Genomic DNA, 19,836 nt, shown 5'->3' on the forward strand with positions numbered 1-19,836 from the left:
TCCTTGGGTCATTGACCCGAATGCTCATCGGGAATGTTCAGTTCGATGCCCATGCGCTGGCCTTCCTCGAGGATATGCCGGCGCATCTGGGCACTGGCCTGGGCGCTGTTCTTGTCGCGGATGGCGCGAACCACCGCTTCGTTTTCCTTAAGCCGAGCGGCCAGGTGTTCGGGCGAATTGCGCAGCATCTCGGTGCTCTGCTTGAGCGCATTGCCGGTCTGTTGCACCACACTCTGGAAGATCGGGTTGGTGGTCAGGCCGAACAGCGCTTCATGGAAGGCGATATAGGCATTGACCCCGGCCTCGCTGTCGCCGGCCTCCAGGGCTTCGCGCATGTCCATCAGGGTCAGGCGCAGTTGGCCGATGTCCTGGCTGTTGGCCGATTGGGCGACCAGCCCGACGATGAAAGGCTCCAGGGTATAACGCAGCTCCAGCACGTCAGCCAGGCTGGCCGCGGCGACGGTTTCGACGACAGGCTCCTGGGCTGCGGCCTCGATGTCGAGCACCAGCACACCCTTGCCCGGCATCGAGCGCACCAGGCCCAGGGTTTCCAGCACGGTCACCGCTTCGCGCAGGCTGGGGCGGCTGATTCCAAGTTGTTCCGCCAGCTCGCGCTGGCCGGGCAGCATTTCGCCGCTGCGCCACTGGCCGCTGGCCAGGGCCTGGCGGAGTTTCTCCACCACTGAGTTGACGACGGTTGATGAGCTGATCACGGTTCGCTCCATGGTTACAAATTACTGCAGTGCGGCCGACGCATTGCGCCGACCGCGGGGTGTTCAGAATTCCTGCTGGTGGGCCTGTGGGGGTTGCTTGCGCGGCGTGCTGGTGAAGCCAGGCTTGCCGGACAGCACGTTATTCGCCCGCTCCATGTCGATATCCCGCTCCCAGCGGGCAATGGCCACGGTGGCGACGCAGTTGCCGATCAAGTTGGTCAATGCCCGGCCGATGCCCATGAACCAGTCCACTGCCAGCACCAGCACAAGGCCTACCACCGGGATGGCCGGTACCGCTGTCAGGGTGGCGGCGAGGATCACCAGGGCAGAGCCTGGGATGCCGTGGGCACCCTTGGAGGTCACCAGCGACACCAGCAGGATGGTCAGCAGGTCGGTCATGGCCAGCGGCGTGCCGGTGGCATTGGCGATGAACACGATGGCCAGGGTCAGGTAGATCGAGAAGCCATCGAGGTTGAAGGAATAACCGGTGGGGATCACCAGGCCCACGGTGGAGCTGCCGATGCCCAGGTGCTCGAGCTTGCGCATGATCTGCGGCAGCACGGCGTCGGAGGAGGCGGTGCCCAGGACGATAGTCAGTTCTTCACGCAGGTACTTGATGAACGGCAGCAGTTTCAGGCCCGACAGGCGCATGACGGTGCCAAGGATGATCAGCACGAAGCCTGCACAGGTCAGGTAGAAGAGCGCCACCAGGCCGCCCAGGTGCTGCAGCGACTCCAGGCCATATTTGCTGGTGGTGAAGGCGATGGCGCCGAACACGCCCAGCGGTGCCAGGCGCACGATCATGCCCATGATGCGGAACACCACGTGGCTGAGCTCGTTGATCAGCCGCGAGATGCCGGATGCCGACTCGCCCACCAGGTTCAGGGCGCTGCCGAACAGCACCGAGAACAGCAGGACTTGGAGGATATTGTTGTCAGCAAAGGCCCCGATCACCGAGGTGGGGATCAGGTCCATGAAGAATGCCGTGGCACCGTGGATATGTTGGCCGCGCTCGGCCAGGCTGCTGGCATCGGCGCTGGAAAGCTGGTCCAGGTGGATGTTGGCGCCGCTGCCGATACCGCTGGTGAAGGCGAACACCAGGCCGATCACCAGTGCGATGGTGGTCAGGATTTCGAAGTAGATCACCGACTTCAGGCCGATGCGCCCGACTTTCTTCAGGTCGCCGGCACCGGAAATGCCACTGACCACTACACAGAACACGATCAGGCCGATGAGCATCTTGATCAGCTTGATGAACCCGTCACCCAGGGGTTTGAGCTGCAGAGACACTTCGGGAAAACTGAGGCCGCAGGCGATGCCGAGGGCAAGGCCCAGCACCACTTGGAGGAAGATCGAACGCGAGCACCATTTGAGCATGGGAGGGATCTCTGGTCGGTGTCCTTGCTTCGGTGCCGGCGACGGCGAAAGAGCGCAGGACTTAATTATTGTGGTCTTACCGGTTTGTTCAGCGCCCGATCATAGAACCGCGATTTTTTACCTTTTGCAAGCAATTTTGGCCTTACCGGTCTGACCAGTTGAGGCGACAACCTCCACCTCGCCGCAGCTCGCGCCTGAGGAGCAATTTAACCAACTGACTTCAAACGACTTTGTGGGCGTGGGTTAACCCGCGAACACCGGCAGCGCCGGTGCATGCAGCGTGTCGCTTCGCGGGTAAACCCAGGCGGGTATCTCACTGGCGCGACAGATAGGTCTCGGTCATGCTCTCGGTGAGCTGTTTAACCAGGTTTGCGTCGGCTTCGTTGCGCGTCTGCAACAGCAGTTCACCGGCACTGCGATAAAGCGCGTTTTCATCGCGATAGCGGTCGGAAACCAGGTCGATTCGTTGAAGCACGCCATCGCGTCGCCAGGCGATATCGGGCCGTTCCTCCTCCAGGGCATCGATGTACGCCTGCGGCACCGCAGGGCCGTCATAGGCGCTCAAGTCTCCCGCTTCGCTGAGCGTGTCGAAATAGACGCTGGCGCCATTCCAAGTGTTGCCGAGCTCGGTAAATGCCTCAGGGCGCAGGCGGCGCACCCAGGTTTCCCAGAATGGTTGCTCGAGGGCCCATTCCGCGACGGCCGGCTGGCTGGCAAGGCCTTCGACGCCCAGGGCCAGTCGTTCCAGGGTGGCTGGGCTCAAGCGGGCGAGATAGTCGAAACTGATCTCGCTGGGTTGCGGTGGCAACCCCAGGCGCTGTATCAGCCGCATGCGCGCGTGCAGGGCCATCTCCATCTCATCGAGCAAGAATGGTGGCTCGCTGAGCAGCTCGTCGCTGATATCGTCATCGGGGTGCAGCGCAGGCGCCTCATCGGCGGGTGTTTTGTTTATCAGTGCCCGGCGCCTGGCGACACGTGCGTCATAGAGGGCGGCGATACGCTCATCGAGCAGGTGCTGGCGAAACAGCGAGCTGACGACCGCCACGGCCACCGATTCGCTGTTCTGATCCGCAGCGGCCAGAAGGACCTGCTGCCACACCAGCACTTCGACCTCGACCTGCTGAAACAGCAGGGTGGTTTGGTCGACGCAACCCTCGGCCGCCTCGTTGAGCACGTCGAGGATGCGTTGTTGCACCTGGGCTTGCCCCCAACGCTCGTCGGCGCCGGCCTGGCCGGGCGTGGTCAGTTGCTCGAGCACGGCTTGCATGCGCCGGCGCATGGCGCCCGGGCTGCTGTTGTATTGCTGGGTATCCTCCATACGGTTGAACAGCTCGTATAGCGGTTGCCATTCAGGTGTACCGAAGGTTTCAGAAATGTGATCGCGCAACGGTTGTGGAAAATCGGCGAGCCAGCCCACTGCATACGCTCGCGCTTGGGTGGGGAGCCCGGCGTCATTCAGGCTCTGCAACGCTTGTGCGTCGAGTGGGTTGTTCTGGAAGGAATAGTAGAAGTCGCCATCGCCCGCCCTGACGCTTGCAGCGAACGCGGTATCGCGCAGGTCAGGCACATGGCGCAGCTGGTTGCTGCTCAGGTCCACCGCACGCAATGCCAGGGGCTGTTGGTTCATGAGGTCGGTCAGGCCGGTCGGCCAGTGGGCGATGCCGGTCTGCTCCAGGTCGAGCCGTTCCAGTCGCGTCCAGCCGGTGAGATCGGGCTCCAGGTCCAATGGGTTTTCATGCAGGAACAAGATACGTAGATGGTCGAGGCCTGCCAGTGCGGCGCGGGAGGCCGGAGTCAGGGTGATGTCGTTCTGGCCCAGGCTCAGCTCGGCCAAGGCAGGCCAGCGCTGCAGCGCCTGGAAGTGTTGCTCCTCGAGAAAAAGTTCGTTCGTTTCAGCTTGCAGCCCGCTCAGCTCCGGGAGTTGCGCCATCCGCTCCAGGGCTGCGACCGGCAGGTCCGCAACCGCAGCGGTGAGATTGAGGGTGCGCAATCGCGTCAGGCTGCACAAGGTCGCCAGGTTGGATTCGCTGTTCATGTCCAGGTTGTTTTCCGACAGGTCCAGCGAGGTCAGTTCGGTCAACTCGCCCAATTGGGCAGGGAGTACGGTCAGGCCATTCTCGGTAAGCTCCAGTTCCCGCACGCCTGGAAAGGCTGCCAGGAAGGCGCCGAGGCCTTCGTTGCTTGCCTGCCACAGGCCTGTGACGGTGAGCTGGCGGACGTACGGCAACTGCACATCGAGTGTTGGCAGGGCACCGATATGGTCGCCATAGATGCTGAGGACCACCCGGTCCAGGCTGCCATTGGCATCGTTGTTCTCCCGGCGCCATGCCTGTCGGACGCGTTCGGCCAGGGCTTGGCGTGCGGCGCGACGTTGCTCCAGGTCGTCGGCCGCCAGCCCTCGTGTGTCCTGGACCCAGGCTTGCAATGTGCTGTCGAGCTGGCGGTACTGTTGTTGCAGTTCGTGCATGAGGCGGCTGAAGGCGCCGGGCGCATCGCCGGCCTGCTGGCGCAGGCGGGCTCTCAGGGCGTTCCGGTCGTTGTCAATGTTGGCGGGAAACAGCTGGTCGAACATTTCGTCAGGTGTCTGCAAGCCTTGGCCTCGGCCACTCAATGGGTAGCCGATACGTCGGTCGCCGGGCAATCGTGTCGGGAGGCGGTACATTGGACGTACCGGGGTCAGGCCCAGGTCATGGGCGGCCTGTTCACGATCTTCGAGCACGCATTCGAGCAGTCGCTCGCGCAGCTTGTCGGGTTCATGGATATTCAGGCCGAGCGCGTCGCGTTCACTGTCGGGCAGGGCCTGGAGGATGCTTTGGAAGAGGCTTGCCGGACTGGACAGGGTCTGACCAGACGAGTCCAAGGGCTGATAGCCGTTGTCCAGGCGCAGTATCGTCTTGGTCGAGGTACCTGCTTGGCCCGTCTCGCCCAGCAGTTGGCCCGTCAACCGTCCTGCCCGCAATTGCAGGCGGATTTCTCCGGTCCAGCCGGCCAGGCGCTGCAGCGCGGCCAGGGCCAGGGTGTCTCGGTCGGCCATCGCGCCGTTGGCGCGATAGAAGCCGGCCAAGGCCCGGTTGATACGGGTGTTGCGCAGGTATAATCGCGCGGTTTCGCCCATCGAAAGCGGCAGGCGGCCGGTGCGTTGCAGTGCTCGCAGGTCGCGCGAGTGCGCCTGGTCGAGAATTTCACGCCGCGCGTGTCGGCTCAGCGTCGGGAAGTCCCGCGCCAGCAGCGCATCCGCCGGGCGACTGGCCGGCGGCGGGATGTCGGCGCCGAAAGCCTCGAGGCTGTCGAGCAACAGGGCGGGTAACGGTAGACGGTCGACGAAGACCTGGCGCAGGGCTGCGTCGTCGTAGCCACTGCTGCGCAGGGCCTGGGCCAGGATGCTCTCGTCCAGGCCCGCTCCGACCGGGCCTAGGCACCTGAGCAATTGGTCGCTTGGCCAGGCCAGGGGGCGTTCATGATCCAGCGCCCAGGGGCCTTCACTGGCACCTCGCAACCGGGGTTGGTGGCGGTGCCTGGGTGCTCGGGACAAGCGCCACTGGCCATCGGGTGCTGACTCGATCGGAAAGCTTTGCGCTTCTCGCGTCAGCCATTGACGGTCTTGCCATGTATATAGCCCATTGCGTGGCGTGGCCTGTTCTGGGCGGGCCTTGGCGAAGGGGGCGAGGTCGCCGTGCCAGAGGCGTTGCTCGTCGCCGTGCCCGATTCTGTACCAATCGTGCAGGGCGCCTTGCGGCAGGCTGAAGTGGACTGCGGCTCCCAGTGCAGCCACTTGGGCCAGGTTCTCGAAGACCTCGAACAGGTGCCCGATGGCGGCATCTGCGTCACCCTCATTGGCGGTATGCACCCCTTCGAGGAACTCGTCGACCAATTGTGCGCCGCCGACCACCAGCATGAGCTCGCCAAGCCCCGGCACGAAGAACCCGGCCACATTCAATACCGACAAACCCACGCTTAGCCACTGTTCGAGGTGTTCGAGCTGGGTGGCGGCATCTCGTTGCGCAACCGGCACTGCGATGGCGGCTGCATCGGCCAGCATGCGTTGAACATGAAGGCGAGCGCGCGCCGCGAAACAGTCATCCGGCCAGCGTGTAAGCGCCAAGGCAAGTCGTGCATTCTTGTCCAATGTCGCCTGCCATAGATCGTGCGGGCTTGGGAACATGCGCTTGATCCAGCTGAACGAGTCGCCTTCCTCGATCACCGGTGTGGTGGTCTGCAAAGTGGCGTAGGGATAGTAGGGGTACAGCGTCTTGCGCAACCGAGACACGAGTTCGGGGCGTTGGGTATGGCTTGCGTAACGGTTGAAGAACGCCCGTTCGCTGTCTTTCCAGAGCAGTCGGGTCAGGGCTTTACCAGCGACCTTCAGCGATGCGTATTGACGCAGCGGTTGGCGTGGATGCCCTGGCAGGTAGAGCAGGCAGGGCTCGATGTCGTCCAGTGGTTCGCGGCGGATAAGCAGCGGCCCATTGAGCGGTATGTCGAACAGGTTCAGGTAGCTGCACTCGAGCGGGGCGGGTTTGCCATCCTCATCGAGCAGGAAGGGGGCGCCTGCCAGGGCGGCGTCCGCCAGCGCGCGGCCCTGGGCATCGATGTGGCCCTGCAGTTCGGCGTGGGCCACATCGGCGGCGAACGCCGCACGGTCTTGCTCGCGCAGCAGCTGGCGGAAGTCTGCCGTGGCGACATGGTCCAAGAGGTGATTGCGGTATCGCTGTCCCAAGTCGAGATTACGGACGCCTTTCACGAAGCGGGCGCTGTCAAGCTGCATGGGGGTCTGGTCGGTGCTGGAAAAGTACAGCTCGACCTGCGCATCGCTGTCGAAGTTCTGTAGAGCGGCCTCCAGCCAGGAGCGACCGCCTTTTTCGCTGCCGGTGCGTAGCCACCCCTGGTCGACGGTGGGCAGCTCCCGGTCGTCGAACCAGTGGTTCATCGCGTCGTCCAGCAGCGGGCGGCAGAACGCCTCGATCGGCTGCACCTGGGCCAGTACCTGTTGGACTTGTCGGGTGGCGCGATGACTGTCGCGGATCAGTTGTTCCAGTTGTTGGCGTTGTGCCGGTGTGGCTGCTTTCAGCCAGCTGGGCATTCGGGTGTGGATGAACGCGAGATGGGAAGTGCTCATGGCTGGACCTCGGGAGGAAGGAACAGCGAGCCTAGTGAGATGGGGGAGTGCGGTTGGGTTAGATAGATACCACAGGGGCTGTTGGAATTGCTTTGCAGCCCTTTTGCGGCACAAGGCCGCTCCTGCAACAGGGCACGTAGGCCCATGCAGGAGCGGCCTTGTCGGCCGGCAAGCGGCCCGGTCGCTTTACTTGTGCAGCGTTTCGGCCGCGTAGAGCGTGTTTTCCAGCAGGCAGGCCCGGGTCATCGGGCCGACGCCGCCTGGCACCGGCGTGATCCAGCCGGCACGGGGCAGGGCGGTTTCGAAGACCACATCGCCTACCAGCTTGCCATCTTCCTGGCGGTTGATGCCGACGTCGATGACGATGGCGCCTTCCTTGACCCATTCACCCTTGACCAGGCCGGGTTTGCCGGCCGCGACCACCACCAGGTCGGCACGGCCCACATGGCCGGCCAGGTCCTGGGTGAAGCGGTGGCAGACGGTGACCGTGCAACCGGCCAACAGCAATTCCATGGCCATCGGGCGGCCAACGATATTGGAGGCGCCGACGATCACTGCGTTCATGCCGTATAGGTCTTGGCCGGTGCTTTCGAGCAGGGTCATGATGCCCTTCGGGGTGCACGGGCGCAGCAACGGGATGCGCTGGGCCAGGCGGCCGATGTTGTAGGGGTGGAAGCCGTCGACGTCTTTGTCCGGGCGAATGCGCTCGAGCAGCAGCGACGCATCCAAGTGCTCCGGTAGGGGCAGCTGCAGGAGAATGCCGTCGACGGCCGGGTCGTCGTTGAGGCGGTCGATCAGGTCGGTCAGGGCTTGCTGCGTGGTCTCGCTGGGCAGGTCATAGGCCTGGGAAAGGAAGCCGACCTCTTCGCAGTCCTTGCGCTTGTGCGAGACATAGACTTGGGAGGCGGGGTCGGTACCGACCAGGATCACCGCCAGGCCCGGCGTACGCAGGCCTTGCTGGCGACGCTCCACGACACGTTGAGCGATCTGCTGGCGCAGGTTGGCGGCGATCGCCTTGCCATCGATTAGGTGTGCAGTCATAGACGCGTGATTAACCATCGAGAAGGGAACATAAATGAGGGCGCATTCTCGCACGACACGGCCCAAGGGCAAAGGCGGGTGGTCGGCCAAATCCCCTAACCCCTTAAATAAACTAAATTTTTTTGAAAAAAGTGTTGACGACCTGCCGGCCCGTCTATAACATTCGTCGCACTTGTCGGGCAGAGCCTAGCACTGGTTAGCAAGGTCAGGCAGAATAAGCGGATTTGCTAGCTTGTTCGGTACGGCTGAAAAGTTGATTTGCAATCGTAACAGAAAGCAGATTGAATATGCGCCCGTAGCTCAGCTGGATAGAGCATCCGCCTTCTAAGCGGATGGTCGCAGGTTCGAGTCCTGCCGGGTGCGCCATTAGGCAGCTTTGGCACAGCAAGTAACGTTGTATTGCAATATGGTGGGCGTAGCTCAGTTGGTAGAGCGCTGGATTGTGATTCCAGTTGTCGTGGGTTCGATTCCCATCGTCCACCCCATATTCTCGAAGGCGCCTTGATTGTATAATCTGGCGCCTTTGCTTTAACTGCTCCACGCGGACGTGGTGAAATTGGTAGACACACTGGATTTAGGTTCCAGCGGCGCAAGCTGTAAGAGTTCGAGTCTCTTCGTCCGCACCATCTAAACGCCTGATTTCAAAGGTTTTCCCCCAGGCCAGTCACGAAACTGGGAGCGCGTTGGGAACATTTTGGGAATCACGGCATGAAAAAAGGCAGCCATTTGGCTGCCTTTTTCGCGTCTGGAAGGTCGGTTTCACAGCTTGAGCGCGTGTTCGAGCATGCCGATCATGTCCGGTCCATCCTGGTGAATCCACTTCCCATAATGCTTCCAGATCATCGCCGTGGACGTGTGCCCCATTTGATCGGCGATCCAGTCGAGCGGCACCACGCCTGCGCTGAGCGTCTGGCTGGCGAACGTGTGGCGGCAGTTGTTCGGGCCGCGGTATCGAACTCCCACCTTCTGTAAGTGCCCTCGCCACCAGGTCTTCACCAGGACGTCGGAGCTGGTCCAGGCCGCCTCGGTTGTCGTCTTGTGAAAGACGAAACGTAGCTTCTGCCGTTTGACCGTTCGGTTGTCTCGGTCTGTGACCTCAACCTCTACTGGCGATCGCCCTTTCGTGAAGCGGACCTGTGCCCGCAGAGCTTCTAGCGCGGGCTTGAGCAGCCGCACCTCTCGCGTCGATCGACGCGTCTTGGTCACTCGATAGTTGCTGCGGACCTGCGATCGGCGAAATTTCACTGTCCCGGCATCGAGGTCGACATCCTCCCAGGCCAGAGACATCGCTTCGGACACCCGTGGCCCGGTCCAGATCATGAACTTGATGAGGTTGATCTCCTGTTGAAAGTCCTGGTCCTCCGCCAGGATTAGATCGATCTCGCTTCGCTCGAACGGATCAGGGTCGTCGGCGTCAGGGAGACGCACGGTAATGCCTTCGGTGGGATCGTGAGCCGTTCGGTTTCGTGTGCGGTAGAGGGTGAATATCTGGCGCACGATGCTGAGGATCTCCCGTACCGTCTTGTTGTGTAGCTTGGGCATCAGTGTCTTCTGTACCCATGTTTGCAAGTCCAGATGGTCGATCTGGTCGGCCTGGCGATTACCCCACATCGGCCGGATGTGATTTTCAACCTTGCTGACATACGCCAGGAAACCGGAGGTGGCCATTTCATTTCGCTTGATATCGATCCACAGATCGATGAAGTGTCCGAAGGTATTGCTCTTGACTCGGGGCGAGTCGGGGAAGTGCCGGGCATAGTTGAATGTCCCGGCCTGGATCTCGTAGTTGATGATCCCAACCAGGCGCTCGGCATTGGCCACGCTGGCGGGGGAGGCGTCGCCTGGGATGGACTCCCGGCATAGTTCGCCCTGGTAACGGAAATACACGCGGACACGATTGCCGCGTACTTCGACTCCATCTGCCATTGCATTTCACTCAGAAACGAAGAAACGGCCCAGTGTATGGGCCGTTGTAAGAGGTTGGCTCGTTGCCGGGTCTAGAAGATCGCGTTGTTAGTTCTTGAGGCGCGCCTCAACGACCACACCACCGATACATTCCCACTCGGCCTGCATGTTGCCAACGATGGGCTTGGCGCGGTTGAAGCCTTTCGCGCCACCGCCCAGACCACAGCAAAAGTGGAAGTGAGTAAGTTTGCGCTTAACGAGCATTGCGGCGGCCTCCTTGTGTCCGTTTCGCTTCCACGTTGGCCATGTAGGCGTCCCAGTAGGCGGACTGGCGCACCTGGCGCTCCTTGCTACAACGCTGATGGTTGCCGTGGGAGCGAGGCCTGTTGCACACGTCACAGTGGTTCGGCAGGTCCAAGGAATGGCTGGCCAGGCGAGGGCGGGTTGGCTGGATCATTCCGAGGTCTCCCCCAGCAGGGCACGGGTCAACGCGTTACGCTCGCCGGCGGGGGTTAGATCGGATACGGGAATCGCTACGTTGTGGCCGTTGCGGTATTTGACGACGGCGGTACTACCAAGAACGCGAACGACGGTGGCTTCTTTGGAGGTGAAGCGTATGGACTTTGCACCATGTCGGACTTCCGTGAAGGTCACCTTGTCGCCAGGCTTGTAAGTTGGTGTGGTAGCCTTCTCGGCGCCGACTTCGGGGGTTTCTACTTGCATGTCGTTTCTCCTTGGGGTTGGTCGGCGCCGGGGAGTTGCAGCTCCTCGGCGCCTCCTATCGGGTTACTTGAGGCGGTACTGCTTGCCGTTCTCGATGACGTAGAAATCCACGTCGCGCAGGCGGTACACGCCGCCAGGGCCACCGCACACGACGTAGTCGCCGTGGGTTGGCTCACCCACCTGCACCGGGAATAGCTTGTCGGTCTGGTGCGCGTACTCGCTGGTTTTCTTGATCCGCGCATAGAGTTGTTGCCCCGATGGCCTGCAACCGGCGGGACCATGCGCCGCCTCGTACCCGAGCCAGGCGTTACGTGTCTCTAGGTTGGTCGGGTTTCCATCCGCATCGGCGCTCAGGTCATAGCCGCGCTCTTCGGCCCATTGCTGGAACCCCAGCATCAAATTCAAATTGTCGATCGCACTCATGCTGCACCTGCTCTGGTTACTCGCTGGCCACGCTGGCCAGCATGTCGTTGTTGATGATCTTCACCACTTCTTCGCGGCTATCCGCATAGGCGAATGGGATCGTTGAACCTGGACGGGTCACCGGGTAGCGGGAGTGAGGCAGCCTGCACTCGGCAACGGTGTAACCGCTGTCATTGACCCAGCACCGCGGGATGACCTGACCCTCCTGGTTGCGCTTGGCCTGCCACTTCATCCCCAGTACTCGCGCAGCTGGTTGAAGATCAGCCGGCCCCGCGGCAAGTAATCGTGAAGCTCTTTTTCGTGGGGGAAATCCAGGAAGAGCACGGACAGGCAGTCCTCAAACGTGCCGATATCAAGGCTTCGAAGATCGGTGAGGGCGAAGGGGTATGCCTTGGCGTCGTACAGGCCGAGCAGGAACCGGGCGACGACGCGGCTATGGCCTGTGTCGCGCAGTGCCACAGGGATGAGGCGAGCGAGCGCTTGGATACCAGCCTCTCGCAGAGCCGGGCGCTCTTGCTCGTATTGGTACTTCGTCAGGGCCTCGGCCAACGTTTCTTCACCTGCTGGTTGAGCTTGATGCATGTCGTTTCTCCTTGGGGTTGTGCCTGGCGTTGCAGCGCCATGGCTGTTCAGCTGGCCTTGAAGGTCCAGCACTTGACGGTGGTTGGTCGTGTATTTGCGCTGGTGGTACGGCTGTTGAAGGCCGCACGCACGGCGCTGTCGACTGCGCGGTTGGCGTCGACAAATGGGCGCGATTTGCTGTTGCGCAGCAGGTTGCGCAGCGTGGTCACGTCGGCGAGCTTCTGTTTGTGCTCGGCGGCCCTTTCGCAGAACTCGTTGAGGTGGATAGCGATCAGCTCGGCATTCTTGCTGTGGTCGACAACGGGGTCGTCGCTGAGCGATTCCAGGTAGTCGAACACTTCCCAGAATTCGGCGACTTCCTTCGGGTCAGCGTTCACTGCCAATTGGCGACCGACGGCCATGGCGCTGAGCTCACGCAGAGTGCCCTCGTGTTGACGGTCGGTCATTGGCACGACCACCCGCAGCGCGTCGACCAAGGCCATCATCTGGGCGTGGTTTTTGATGATCCGCTCGATGCGGATCTCGCGCTTCTCACGTAGTGCTTGCTCATGCACCTTCACCTGGGCACGGAAAATTTCCATGACCTTTTGCTCTGCCTTCGCTGCCATCAGCAGGAAATGGCTCACCTCACTGGCTTGCAGGTGGTTCAGGTTGTCAGCGGCTGCACGGCTTTCGCTGGTGACCTCCGGGCGTACGAAGTGCAGCTTGACGATACGGGTGAGGATGGCCTCAGACGCAACGACCGAGGCGTTCTGGCTGAACACCAGCGTGGCGCGGAAGGGTGGGGCGTTGGTGTCATTACCGCCGTTCTTCACACCGGTCAGGCCCAGGCCACGACCGTTGAACAATGGTTTGAACTGGTCAAAGTCGAAGGACTTGGCGGCGCCTGTCTCGGCGTCGCTGCGGTCGGCCTCAAGCATGACCACCGGCATACCCGAGGTTTGGCTCAGCCAGCGGCGCAGGCCCGCCTTGGTCATCTTGATCGGGTCGTCCCCTTCCTCATCCTGGCGGCCCATGAGCTTCCACAGGAACATCAGGAGGGTGGACTTGCCGGCACCGGCCTCGCCGGTCACCTCCAGGAACGGGAACGACTGAAACTCAGCGCGGATTTGCTCAGCGAACAGTGAACCGAACCAGAAGGCGAGGGCGACCACGCCCTGGGTGTTGAAACAGGTCCACAACCACTTGAACCACTCGGGGCGGTAGGCAGTGACGTCCCGGTTGATCTCCAGCTTGATCGACTTCTGCAGCGACTTGAGTCGCAGACCTTTGAACTCGAAATAGTCCTCGGCGTTAGCCTGTTCGAGGACACCACCGCGCACAGCCAGGTCGCCAAACACATAGCAGCCATACTCTTTGCTGTAGCCGATGTAGTCGATCGTCTTGACGGTTTTCAAAGCAAACAGCTGCTGCTGCATGATCCGATCGAGCTGAGAACTGCTACCGGTGAAGTACGCGCCGGCTGCCATGCCGACCAGGCGCTTCTTGAATTCGCTTGGGGTGGTGACCTGCCCACCGGTGAAGGTGTTCAGTACGCTTGGCTCGTCGTGTGGGAAGTCGACGCGGAAGTAGTACCACGACTCGTCCGTTACCTCGTTGCGCTGGAAATACAGCGCTTGCGGGTAGCAGTTGGCAATCTCGGTCACCGCACCGCACTGCCGTAGCGCTTTATCGCGCCGCTGACGATCAGTCAGGGCCAGGTCTTCCTGGCGCTCGGACTCGTCCAGCTGCTGGAGCGCCTTGTTGAACTTTTCCACGTCCATCTTGAACCAGTAGAGGCGGTTCTCGTAGGCGAAGTGAAATTCCTGGCGCTCGCGCCAGTCGTACATCAACACACCTTTCTCGGCCGCGCTGTCTGCCAGCAGCAGGCTGCCGTGATAACGAGCCTCGCGCAGGTCTTGCTCGATCCGTTCTTGGCGCTTGTCGGCGTCGATGAAGTTCCAGCGCTGATGCAGGTCGTTCCAGTCGACCTTACGGCCGTTCTGCGGGATCTGTGCCGCTTCGCAAGTGAATCCCAGCTCGCGGGCCAGGGCTGCATGCTTGCGAGTGAAGCGGTGCGCACCTGGCTCATTGTCCAGCGCCCATACCAGGCGGGGGAGTTTCATGCCATGGCTGCGGCGCAGCTCGGCCAGCGCCTTCAGCGACTCGAACGGGAACGCTCCCGAGCTCATGGCCGACACGGTGTCCATGTCGTGGTGCAGTAGAGCGATAGCATCGAAAATGCCTTCGACGATCCACAGCTCATCCACCTCCAATAGGTCAACCGAAGGCGGGCACCACCAGTAGCCTTTGGGCGATTGGCCAGGCGCGAAACGCGCTTTCTTCTTGCCGAACCGGTGCGGCTGGTCGATCAGACGCTCCCAGTAGCCACCATGCTCCAGATTGAAACGCACTGTGGCGCTGCCGATCCCAAGGTTTCGATCCCAGTAGGCGTCTTGGGTATACCAGCCTTTAACGAGGTCCAGGTCGAAGCCGCGGGCGTTCTGCAAATAGGCGTCTGCAGAAGCTCGCGGAGCTTCCTGAGTGGCCGGGTAGCGCTTGCTGTAGTCGTCGAACAGGTCGTCGAACAACTCTTTGACGTGCCACTGTTCGCCGCATTTGCTCTCACGACCGCATTTAATGAACCAGGGCTCGTCCTGGCGCGAGTACAGTTCTTTTTTGCCGCAGTTGGGGCAGGTGCCCTTACGCAGGTATTGGGTACCCGCCATGGGTTTGAGGCCGTACTGGTCTTGCAACCGCCGAAGTACTTCGGCGCGCAGGCTAGATTCCATGGGCTTGCGGTTCACTGCGCACGCTCCATCGTTACGGCGGCAAGCTGCTGCTCAAGCGCTTTGCGCGTACGACAGATGCCCGACAGGTGAGGCACGTCGGCGAGAACCTTCGGGCCGCGCTTTCCAGCTGGTACGTCGCGGTACCGGTCGGAGTACCAGACATCGGCCATGGTGAGGTTGAACTGACTGTTGAGCCATTGCAGGTAGTGCTTTGCCTGCTGCTCGTTCAGCTCAATGTGAAGGGTGATCTTGCTCATATCGCCACCAATGGAATGCAGTTTCCCCTTACCCACGCGGAACGGGGCATCGGGAAGGGGTTGTTCGGGGTTACTTCGAGGTGTTGCAGGGCTGCCGCATGTGTCGGGGCAGGTGGCGTGCCGGTACCGGGTGTCGCTGTTGGGTTACGGTGTCCAGCAGGATCAGCCGTGCTCGGTAGATCCCGCTGGTTGGGCACACCCCCAGGAGTTTCAAGCGCCCGGTTGTCTTGCTCTCGAACTCGGCGACGGCCAATTCAGCGATGCGTTGCACCAGGTGCTTGGGGACTTCCAGCGACTGCTCCAGGAAGCGGCGGCAGTTCTCCAGCACCTGGTGGTCACCGGCCAGGTGTAGGCCTTCGCGGCGGAACAGGAAGGCGACAGCCGCCTCCTGCATAGCCGTGCGGTAGTCGTTTTCGGGGTTGGTGGTCAGGGCGATGGCGTTCATGCGGTGGCTTTCTCCATGTCCAGCTGGTCCAGCAGGTCGGGTTGATCGTCAGCGGCTGCGGTTTTCATCGCTTGGCGGCGCATAGCCACCGGGGCGACCGGCAAGCGAACCGCGGGGTTCGGCATGCCGCTCGGGCTCATTTCGTGGGTCAGTTCGAACTGGCCCCGGACGGACCAACCGCAACCCTCGTTCACGCACTGGAGGTACGCGATCCGCAGGAAGATGTGCTTGCCTTCGCTGGTGCGGATTCGCATGCGGCTGGAGCAGTGGGGGCAGACGAGCTTGTAGGTGCTCAATTCGGCTCCCCTTTCGTGTGCAGCTGGATAGTCGCCTTGACCTCGGCCGTGCGGGCGGCCAGGTACTGGTGGTGCGCTTCCATGATGACCTTGGCTTCGTCTTCCTCGATGACGCCGTCTTCGAGTGATTTCGCGATGATCTGGTCGACCACGCCACGCTTCGCGGCAGCCCGCACCGAACGCTGGTAGAGCTCGACGTTGTCCAGGTCCTCGGACTTGATGAGTGGCACGAACATGCCGCCGTACATCTTGGCGATGAACTCAGGCAGGTGAGTGGTGCCGGCGTCGGTTTCCAGGAGGTGGATCTGGTCGTAGGTCAGCGGTCGGCTGCCAGCATTCTCATAGACGCGGTTGTCGAATTGCTTCAACTCGTAGCCGAGGCGGGCTGCAGCGCACTCGCGGCCGCCTGGATAGGCACAAACCACGGCACTGACCACCTGGCGAAGGGTTTCTAGAACTGGGCGTTTCATGTTCTGGTTTCCTCCTTGAGCCAGGGGGTTTAGTTTTCAGGTCCGGGCTTGATGCCAAGCAGCACAGCGGCCCGGTGCGCCTCACCACGGAGGCACTTTTTCTGGCCGTTGAGGACGGCGTACACGGTGGATGGGTTGAGGTCATGCTGCTCAGCCCACTCTTTCGCTGAAATTCCTTGTTGCGCGAGGCGAGCGCGCGCTTCCCGGCATGCTTGCTCGGTGGGGTAGGTGTTCGGCATAGTCTCGTTTCGTGTGATTTCGTGTGATTGCAGACTCAGATTATTCAACATTTGTTGAATGGTCAAGGATTGGAGTTCCGTTTTGTTGAATATCGGCGAAAGGCTGAGAGAGGAGCGTGTCCGCCTTGGCTACAACCAGGCTGACTTCGCTGCCATTGCCGGCGTGGCAAAAACGTCGCAGTTCAATTACGAGAAGGGCGAGCGAAGCCCTGACGCTGCTTACCTTGCTGCGGTAGCAGAAAAAGGGGTGGATGTTCTGTATGTAGTCACTGGCATTCGCCAACCTGCGAGTGCTGATGAGCTCAGTCCAGAGGGCGCTGAGCTTTTGCATTTGGTTCAGAAAATTAACGGCTCAGACCTCGCTATTTTGGTGCGGATGGCTGCCGCATTTGCGGTGGCTAACGGACAGTCGTGAGGTCGGACCTGCAGGTTATTGCAACGGGTACGGATGCGTTGGCCACAGTAGCCAGGTTTGTCGAGGACGATGCGGAATGGATGGAATAGTTGGATCGGTAGCGCTGTTTGTCTTCGTCGCTGTTTGGTGGGGGTTGGCAAAGCTTCTGCGTAAAAGCGGCAGAAGGTTCCTGGTGCGCCATCTGCTTGGGTGTGCCGGGGGCTGGATGGCGGGGCTGCTGGTGGCCGGAAGCGCGGTCTCGATGGGGCTGATTGAACCCAAGACAGCAGAAGTGGCCCAGATCGCTCAGCCGGACAAACCAGGTTTCGAATACGAAATCATCAAGGATGAGTTCAGCGGGGGGCGTCCTCGCAAAGTTGAAGTGCTGCTATCGCGGCGACTGACCGAGGCTGAATTGGCGGATGTCTCCGAAAAGATTCGTGACGATTCAGATACAGACGCTGAAAAAACATTCATAGGCTTCCGGGTTCGTGGGCAGACGTTTAGCAGTTTCTGGGCGAATGCTAGCTTTGAGCCTGAATACCGGGGGAATGTCATTGCCTTGAACGCGGCTGACTACGACAAGCTCAGCAAGCTGGATCTCTCGTCCTATGTTGAGCCGATGGGTGCTTGGCTACGTGACGGGGCGTTGGGGCATCTGATGGTGCTTTACACCAAAGATGGCAAGTATTTCATCGACTCGATTTTCGCCAGTGGGGGGCGTAATGCCGAGGAATACTTAGCCAAGCGTTTGCCGGATGGAACGCTACGACTTGAGACACCCGACAATGGTTTCAATGAGTACTACATCGTGCGTACCGACGGCGTTTTGCAGGGCTGGGGCGAGAGCGGTATGTACATGTCACTACCCTCTCAAATCCCTGCAAATAGCACTAATCGTATGCAGGAGCGGGAATAAAAAGCCATGAGGGGCTGATGGCACGCTTAGGTGTGCTGACAATGCGGAACTCCCGGTCGTCTTGTTTGGTACCGTCGGTGCCAGGCGACCGAATATGGAAACGGAGTACGCAACATGGAACACCTTACTCAACTGGAGCGCGCATTCATTGATCTTCTGCGCCAATTGAACCCACAGCAACAGCAGGATGTATTACGGGTTCTAGAGGTGCTAAGCAATCGCCAGCGTAAGGGATAAATAAAAAGGCCCCGGCAAAAAAATGTCGGGGTTTTATATAATCTGCAAACACTTATCTGATGAGGGAGTTATGGCCGAAGCAGCCAAGGAAAAATTTTCGATATCTTATGATGCCGAGACTGGCGATTATCACAATCACGAAATAGATGCGCAAACCCTTAGTCGCTCTATTCAGGGTGTGTGCGACATGGTTGCAGAGGCTAACGCGCTAATAAATAAAGGGGCTGAAGTGAATCTAAAGGTCACGGCTCCTGCTAAAGAAGGCTCGGTGATAATTGAATACCTTCTGCTCGCTAGCACTCCACAAGCCCTAGCGGTTTTGAAATATCTTGGTCTAACTGCGGGGAGCGCAGCTATAGCTGGTGGATCGCTTCTTGAAGTGGTGAAGAAGCTCAAGAATCGCCGTGTCGCAAATGTAGTGATTGACGGTGATTCTGATATAGCGAAGATTGAAGTGGATGGAGAGATTGTTGAGTGCGATAAATTTGTGGCACGCCTTGCCGTCGACAAGAAAGTTCGAGATGCAGTTCATAGCGTCGTGCAAGCACCAATCTCAGGTCGTGAAGGGGCGAAGTTTAAGGTTTTGGATGAACAGGATGAAGCAGTTGTAGTAATCAAGGAAGAGGAAGCGAGTGATTATTCTCCTCTGCCGCGCAAGTCGTTAGAGCAGGAGGAGGTCATTACCGAGAAGAAGACCGCATATTTCGTTCAAGTTAATTTTGAGTCGAATAATGGCTGGCGAGTAAAACTGGCTGATGGCACGGAGCACGCTGTAACGCTTGCTGATGAAGCATTTATGGATAAGGTCAACCAAAATCAACAAAGCTTCTCCAAGGAAGATTTGTTCGAGGTTGTTATTGAAACCAAGGCGATATATAGGCAAACTAGGTCTACGTTTAATTATACGGTGCTCGAAGTAACCAGGCACTTTGCCGATAAAGGTCGGAGACTTGTTTGAGGTGTAGTTATGGGCGTGGATTTTGCGTTTGTGGAAGCGCTTTTCTATGTGTCTCTGATAATACTGGCGCCTGTGCTTTTTAAGTTGGCTCGCGTTGTGACAAGATACCTCCTTAATCGCTATATCTCGGATGCGGAGATAGTGATTACGAGAAAGCGGGATGGGGTTGTTGTAAGTGTGCAGCGGATCAAAACCACTGGGTATGTGGTGGATCAGTTGAATAGTCTGCGAGGTAACGCTAATGGCTGACACTAAAAAAAGTGCGCCTCAGAGTCTGCAGGCTACCATTACAGCGGGTCTTGGTGCGGCTGCTACAGCAAGTTGCATTCAATGGATTGATCCTAAGTATGCGCAGTATTGGGCTGGGCTTGCTAGTTTAATCGTTCCAGTTATTGGGTATTTTGTTGCTAGGCTTGTAGCGTCAATGGATGAGCCTGAGGAACTGACCCGCTACAAGGCACGATTAACCAGGGATTTGAAACATCAGAAGAAAATCCTGAATGACAAGAATGTTCCTGCTGAAGTGAAAAATGGCGTCAAGGAAAAGTACGGCCAAACAATGCTGAAGCTTGCCACAGCAAACCAAGACTACAATGGTAAAGGATTAGTTATAGAAGAGTAACAGTAGTGAGAAGAAAGAAGGCCCCGCAGTGCGGGGCCTTTTGTTATCCGGCAGCGACGGCCGCGAATCGCTCGATAGGTGGTTGCTTGCGGTGCTTTGCCTGCCACAGGTCGTAATCAGCCTGTACGCCCAGCCAGGTGCGAGCGGTACCAATACCGGCCAGCTCCAGCCGGACGGCCAAGTCCGGGCTGATTGGGGCGTGACCGTGCATGATTCGAGACAGTGTTTCACGGGCAAAACCCAGTCGACGTGCCAGTTCGGCAATGCTGATGTCTAACTCGGGAAGTACGTCCTCAAGCAAGGTTTCGCCAGGATGTGGCGGGTTGAACATGGCCATGTGTACGCCCT

20 protein-coding genes, 3 tRNA genes and 1 pseudogene are annotated in these 19,836 nt (G+C 59.7%); 7 read left to right on the plus strand and 17 right to left on the minus strand.

What is annotated here, in order from left to right:
- Positions 1–8: 8 nt before the first annotated feature.
- From AC1MHZ_RS07845 to folD, 4 genes are all read right to left on the minus strand, one after another.
- Positions 9–713 carry a FadR/GntR family transcriptional regulator gene (locus AC1MHZ_RS07845; RefSeq protein WP_084859356.1) on the minus strand — a complete coding sequence of 235 codons (705 nt, stop codon included), beginning with the start codon at positions 711–713 and terminating at the stop codon, positions 9–11.
- A 63-nt stretch (positions 714–776) separates the two neighbouring features.
- Complete coding sequence (locus tag AC1MHZ_RS07850) at positions 777–2,090, minus strand: C4-dicarboxylate transporter DctA (RefSeq protein ID WP_084859354.1); 1,314 nt, start codon at positions 2,088–2,090, stop codon at positions 777–779.
- 313 nt (positions 2,091–2,403) lie between these two features.
- Positions 2,404–7,206 (minus strand): dermonecrotic toxin domain-containing protein, encoded by a 4,803-nt coding sequence (locus AC1MHZ_RS07855; protein ID WP_482966201.1) that lies wholly within the window; start codon positions 7,204–7,206, stop codon positions 2,404–2,406.
- 186 nt (positions 7,207–7,392) lie between these two features.
- Entirely contained in the window at positions 7,393–8,247 is an 855-nt protein-coding gene (gene folD / locus AC1MHZ_RS07860; protein WP_482966202.1) for a bifunctional methylenetetrahydrofolate dehydrogenase/methenyltetrahydrofolate cyclohydrolase FolD, read from the minus strand.
- A gap of 289 nt (positions 8,248–8,536) precedes the next feature.
- Between folD and AC1MHZ_RS07865 the strand changes: the two genes are divergently transcribed.
- From AC1MHZ_RS07865 to AC1MHZ_RS07875, 3 genes are all read left to right on the plus strand, one after another.
- Positions 8,537–8,613: transfer RNA gene (locus AC1MHZ_RS07865), tRNA-Arg, on the plus strand.
- A 43-nt stretch (positions 8,614–8,656) separates the two neighbouring features.
- Positions 8,657–8,732: transfer RNA gene (locus AC1MHZ_RS07870), tRNA-His, on the plus strand.
- Between the two features lie 56 nt (positions 8,733–8,788).
- Positions 8,789–8,873: transfer RNA gene (locus AC1MHZ_RS07875), tRNA-Leu, on the plus strand.
- A gap of 133 nt (positions 8,874–9,006) precedes the next feature.
- On the opposite strand, the gene AC1MHZ_RS07880 is transcribed toward AC1MHZ_RS07875, so the two are convergent.
- From AC1MHZ_RS07880 to AC1MHZ_RS07935, 12 genes and pseudogenes are all read right to left on the minus strand, one after another.
- Positions 9,007–10,173: an Arm DNA-binding domain-containing protein gene (locus AC1MHZ_RS07880; protein WP_482966203.1), complete on the minus strand. Its 1,167-nt coding sequence runs from the start codon at positions 10,171–10,173 to the stop codon at positions 9,007–9,009.
- Between the two features lie 105 nt (positions 10,174–10,278).
- Positions 10,279–10,416 (minus strand): annotated as a pseudogene (locus AC1MHZ_RS07885) (DNA cytosine methyltransferase); the annotation flags it as partial.
- 189 nt (positions 10,417–10,605) lie between these two features.
- Positions 10,606–10,875 carry a hypothetical protein gene (locus AC1MHZ_RS07890; RefSeq protein ID WP_482966204.1) on the minus strand — a complete coding sequence of 90 codons (270 nt, stop codon included), beginning with the start codon at positions 10,873–10,875 and terminating at the stop codon, positions 10,606–10,608.
- A 63-nt stretch (positions 10,876–10,938) separates the two neighbouring features.
- Positions 10,939–11,298, minus strand: coding sequence for a hypothetical protein (locus AC1MHZ_RS07895; RefSeq protein ID WP_482966205.1), 360 nt, complete (start codon positions 11,296–11,298; stop codon positions 10,939–10,941).
- Between the two features lie 16 nt (positions 11,299–11,314).
- Positions 11,315–11,530: a hypothetical protein gene (locus tag AC1MHZ_RS07900; protein WP_482966206.1), complete on the minus strand. Its 216-nt coding sequence runs from the start codon at positions 11,528–11,530 to the stop codon at positions 11,315–11,317.
- Positions 11,527–11,880: a DUF7673 family protein gene (locus AC1MHZ_RS07905; protein ID WP_482966207.1), complete on the minus strand. Its 354-nt coding sequence runs from the start codon at positions 11,878–11,880 to the stop codon at positions 11,527–11,529. Before AC1MHZ_RS07905 ends, AC1MHZ_RS07900 begins: the two co-directional genes overlap by 4 nt.
- A 47-nt stretch (positions 11,881–11,927) precedes the next feature.
- On the minus strand, positions 11,928–14,651 hold the full coding sequence (locus AC1MHZ_RS07910) for a toprim domain-containing protein (protein ID WP_482966268.1): 2,724 nt from the start codon (positions 14,649–14,651) through the stop codon (positions 11,928–11,930).
- A gap of 11 nt (positions 14,652–14,662) precedes the next feature.
- Entirely contained in the window at positions 14,663–14,908 is a 246-nt protein-coding gene (locus AC1MHZ_RS07915) for a hypothetical protein (protein ID WP_482966208.1), read from the minus strand.
- A 70-nt stretch (positions 14,909–14,978) separates the two neighbouring features.
- Positions 14,979–15,353, minus strand: a complete 375-nt coding sequence (locus tag AC1MHZ_RS07920) for a hypothetical protein (RefSeq protein ID WP_482966209.1) — start codon at positions 15,351–15,353, stop codon at positions 14,979–14,981.
- Complete coding sequence (locus AC1MHZ_RS07925; protein ID WP_482966210.1) at positions 15,350–15,649, minus strand: Ogr/Delta-like zinc finger protein; 300 nt, start codon at positions 15,647–15,649, stop codon at positions 15,350–15,352. The genes AC1MHZ_RS07920 and AC1MHZ_RS07925 overlap by 4 nt, the downstream gene beginning before the upstream one ends.
- Positions 15,646–16,119, minus strand: coding sequence for a YmfL family putative regulatory protein (locus AC1MHZ_RS07930; protein WP_482966211.1), 474 nt, complete (start codon positions 16,117–16,119; stop codon positions 15,646–15,648). Before AC1MHZ_RS07930 ends, AC1MHZ_RS07925 begins: the two co-directional genes overlap by 4 nt.
- A gap of 29 nt (positions 16,120–16,148) precedes the next feature.
- Positions 16,149–16,358, minus strand: a complete 210-nt coding sequence (locus AC1MHZ_RS07935; RefSeq protein ID WP_482966269.1) for a DNA-binding protein — start codon at positions 16,356–16,358, stop codon at positions 16,149–16,151.
- A gap of 85 nt (positions 16,359–16,443) precedes the next feature.
- On the opposite strand from AC1MHZ_RS07935, the gene AC1MHZ_RS07940 reads away from it, so the two are divergent.
- From AC1MHZ_RS07940 to AC1MHZ_RS07955, 4 genes are all read left to right on the plus strand, one after another.
- On the plus strand, positions 16,444–16,773 hold the full coding sequence (locus AC1MHZ_RS07940) for a helix-turn-helix domain-containing protein (protein ID WP_482966270.1): 330 nt from the start codon (positions 16,444–16,446) through the stop codon (positions 16,771–16,773).
- Between the two features lie 76 nt (positions 16,774–16,849).
- On the plus strand, positions 16,850–17,671 hold the full coding sequence (locus AC1MHZ_RS07945; RefSeq protein ID WP_482966212.1) for a zinc ribbon domain-containing protein: 822 nt from the start codon (positions 16,850–16,852) through the stop codon (positions 17,669–17,671).
- A 307-nt stretch (positions 17,672–17,978) separates the two neighbouring features.
- Positions 17,979–18,866, plus strand: a complete 888-nt coding sequence (locus AC1MHZ_RS07950; protein WP_482966213.1) for an LAPAL motif-containing putative phage structural protein — start codon at positions 17,979–17,981, stop codon at positions 18,864–18,866.
- Between the two features lie 241 nt (positions 18,867–19,107).
- On the plus strand, positions 19,108–19,488 hold the full coding sequence (locus tag AC1MHZ_RS07955; protein ID WP_482966214.1) for a hypothetical protein: 381 nt from the start codon (positions 19,108–19,110) through the stop codon (positions 19,486–19,488).
- A 43-nt stretch (positions 19,489–19,531) separates the two neighbouring features.
- Here AC1MHZ_RS07955 and AC1MHZ_RS07960 read toward each other — a convergent pair whose 3' ends face one another.
- Positions 19,532–19,825, minus strand: a complete 294-nt coding sequence (locus AC1MHZ_RS07960; RefSeq protein ID WP_482966215.1) for a HigA family addiction module antitoxin — start codon at positions 19,823–19,825, stop codon at positions 19,532–19,534.
- Between the last annotated feature and the right edge of the window lie 11 nt (positions 19,826–19,836).

The organism is Pseudomonas sp. FA-1 (assembly GCF_056856075.1).